We start from the raw sequence: 2599 nt of genomic DNA, 5'->3' as shown, positions 1-2599 counted from the left end.
TCTGGCTTTCTGTAAACCTGCTCTTCTTCAAAGGAGTCTCCAGACAGGGAGTCTCCGAAATTCTACTGACTAACGTCTACCCGAAGGGGGAGCTTACGGTGAACATTAGCCCGACGCTGCTCCCTGACCGTGGTCTCCCACAGATGGTGGTCACGCCCCGGCACCTTGTAGTCGTGGCACATGAACATCCGGGTCTCCTCCGGCAATGCCAACAGACGCCGGATCGAACGATAGAGCGTGCGCGCATCGCCACCCGGAAAGTCGGCCCTGGCCGTACCGTAATCCGGCATGAACAGGGTGTCACCGACGAACACCGCATCACCGACGATGTAGGCGACGTCGGCAGGCGTGTGGCCGGGCACGTGCATGCCCCCTCACCTGGAGCTCGCCGATGGCGAAGCGCTCGCCATCCCGGAACAAACGGTCGAAATCTGATCCATCGGTCCGGAGATCTGTCATCCCGTACACCGGGCGGAAAATTTCCTGCACCTCACGGATGTGCTCGCCGATCCCCACCCAGGCGGCGGTCTGCTCCTTGATGAAAGCCGCTGCCGACAGATGATCGGCACGCGCGTGGGTCTCGAGCACTGCCTCTATCCGCCAGCCATTATCGCGCGCAAAACGCAGAATACGTTCGGCCGAGCCGGTATCCGCAGTTCCGCTGGCCGGATCGAAATCCAGCACCGGATCGATCACCGCGGCGCTTCGTGTGACAGGGTCGCCAACGAGATAGCTGATGGTGCTAGTGGCCTAATCAAAGAAGGCTTTAATGAAAGGACTGACCATACACATCCTCCGTGCCTCATCGGGAGGCTTGACATTACATCAGATATCACTAAATTAGCAATACCTAATGGAGTGGTACGATGCTCAGTGCCCGGATAGATCCGGCGACCCTGGAGGCGAAAGCCCAGCAGGTCGCAGACATACTCAAGGCGATCGGCAATGCGCGCCGGTTGATGCTGCTTTGCAGACTGGTGCGGGACGGAGAAATGATGGTGACTGATCTGGCCCTGGAGGCGGGTCTGTCTCAGTCCGCCTGCTCCCAGCATCTGGCCAGAATGCGGGACGAGGGCCTGGTGACCTTCCGTCGGGAAAGCCAGACGCTCTGGTACCGGATCGCCGACCCCCGCGTCGAGATGCTGCTTGCAACGCTGTGTGAACTGTATGGAGAGAAATGACGACATGACGCTTGAGACCCTCACTCCTTCCGAGGCCTGCGCCAGGATCGAGGCCGGTGCCTTGCTCATCGATGTGCGTGACGCGGATGAATACGCGCGCAAGCGCATTCCCGGCGCGATCCATGTGCCGCTGGGCCGGACCAGCGAGCTGCCGCTTCAGGGCCGCCCGCTGATCGTGTACTGCAAGTCGGGCAGGAGGACTACAACCCATGCCGCGCGGATTCTGGAAGCCGCCCGCGGCACCCCCGTGTGCATGCTGAAAGGCGGCCTTGACGCATGGAGCGCCGCCGGATTTCCCACGCTCGAGGACCGTTCGCAACCCCTGGAGCTGGCGCGCCAGGTCCAGATTGTCGCCGGCACACTCGCGCTGATCGGCGCGCTGCTGGGATGGTTCGTTTCCGCGGGTTTTTTCGTGATCCCGGCCTTCGTCGGCGCGGGGCTGATCCTGGCCGGCGTGACCGGGTGGTGCGGCATGGCCAAGCTGCTGGTTCTCATGCCCTGGAATCGCCGGATGGCAGTCTGAGCACGATATGGACACCGGCACCTTCCTGACGAGGCTGTGCTCCGGCGCGTTGATCGGGGTGGTGCTTGGTCTGGTCGGCGGCGGCGGTTCCATCCTGGCGGTGCCGCTGCTCGTGTATGTCGTTCGCATCGGCTCGACTCATGCCGCCATCGGAACAGCAGCCGTCTCCGTGGCGCTCAACGCACTGGCCGGTTTGATCGGTCATGCGCATGCCGGGCGCGTCAAATGGCGCTGCGCGGGCGTGTTCACCACAGCCGGGGTGACAGGCGCGATCCTTGGCGCCGAACTGGGCAAGGCAGCGGGGAACGAGCGGCTGTTGTTCCTGTTTGGCCTGTTGATGATCGGCGTCGGCCTCTGGATGCTGCGCAAACGCCGGCTCCCCGAGGTTCCGGACGTCAGACTGACGCTGGAAAGCGCCCGGGCGCTGCTGCCCAGGCTGGTATCGATTGGCCTTGGTGTCGGGCTAGCCGCCGGCTTTTTCGGAATCGGTGGCGGATTTCTCATCGTCCCGGGACTGATGCTCGCCACCCGCATGCCGATCAGCTATGCGGTCGGCACATCCCTGGTCGTCATCACAGCGCTTGGTCTGACGACGGCCACTTCCTATGCCCTCTCGGGAATAGTCGACTGGACCGTCACGGCCCTGCTGATCGCCGGCGGTGTTGCCGGAACGGCTGTCGGCATCGTGCTGGGTCGCACGCTGACTGCCCACAAAGATGTGCTAGAGCGCGGTTTTGCGCTCGTTACCATAGCCGTGGGGATCTACGTAGCGACTTCGACACTCTGAGCCCCCCTGCACGGCGCGCAACGCGCAGGACCCGCTCACTCCCACTCGATTATCAATGGGAACTTCAATCGCATATAGATCAATGCGTTACCGCGGCAACAAGCATCT

General features: G+C 62.5%; 5 protein-coding genes. 3 read left to right on the top strand and 2 right to left on the bottom strand.

Translation table 11 applies throughout. The features are described 5' to 3' along the window. Positions 1–62: 62 nt before the first annotated feature. Both IRZ12_RS17195 and IRZ12_RS17190 read right to left on the bottom strand, forming a co-directional pair. Positions 63–368 (bottom strand): MBL fold metallo-hydrolase, encoded by a 306-nt coding sequence (locus IRZ12_RS17195; RefSeq protein ID WP_296471215.1) that lies wholly within the window; start codon positions 366–368, stop codon positions 63–65. Beyond that, positions 319–696 carry an MBL fold metallo-hydrolase gene (locus IRZ12_RS17190; RefSeq protein ID WP_296471210.1) on the bottom strand — a complete coding sequence of 126 codons (378 nt, stop codon included), beginning with the start codon at positions 694–696 and terminating at the stop codon, positions 319–321. Before IRZ12_RS17190 ends, IRZ12_RS17195 begins: the two co-directional genes overlap by 50 nt. Positions 697–866: 170 nt before the next feature. On the opposite strand from IRZ12_RS17190, the gene IRZ12_RS17185 reads away from it, so the two are divergent. From IRZ12_RS17185 to IRZ12_RS17175, 3 genes are read left to right on the top strand one after another with little or no spacing between them, the layout of a single operon-like run. Further along, positions 867–1181 (top strand): helix-turn-helix transcriptional regulator, encoded by a 315-nt coding sequence (locus IRZ12_RS17185; protein ID WP_296471208.1) that lies wholly within the window; start codon positions 867–869, stop codon positions 1179–1181. A 4-nt stretch (positions 1182–1185) separates the two neighbouring features. Then, positions 1186–1704, top strand: a complete 519-nt coding sequence (locus IRZ12_RS17180; protein WP_296471205.1) for a rhodanese family protein — start codon at positions 1186–1188, stop codon at positions 1702–1704. A gap of 7 nt (positions 1705–1711) precedes the next feature. Further along, positions 1712–2491, top strand: a complete 780-nt coding sequence (locus IRZ12_RS17175; RefSeq protein WP_296471202.1) for a sulfite exporter TauE/SafE family protein — start codon at positions 1712–1714, stop codon at positions 2489–2491. The last annotated feature ends 108 nt before the right edge of the window (positions 2492–2599 follow it).

Origin of the sequence: Pigmentiphaga sp. (genome assembly GCF_019689535.1) — a bacterium.
In the GTDB taxonomy this organism is placed as follows: Bacteria; Pseudomonadota; Gammaproteobacteria; order Burkholderiales; family Burkholderiaceae_B; genus Pigmentiphaga.
Note: the sequence above shows the minus strand (reverse complement) of the source record. Positions and strands in the feature narration are given on the sequence as shown.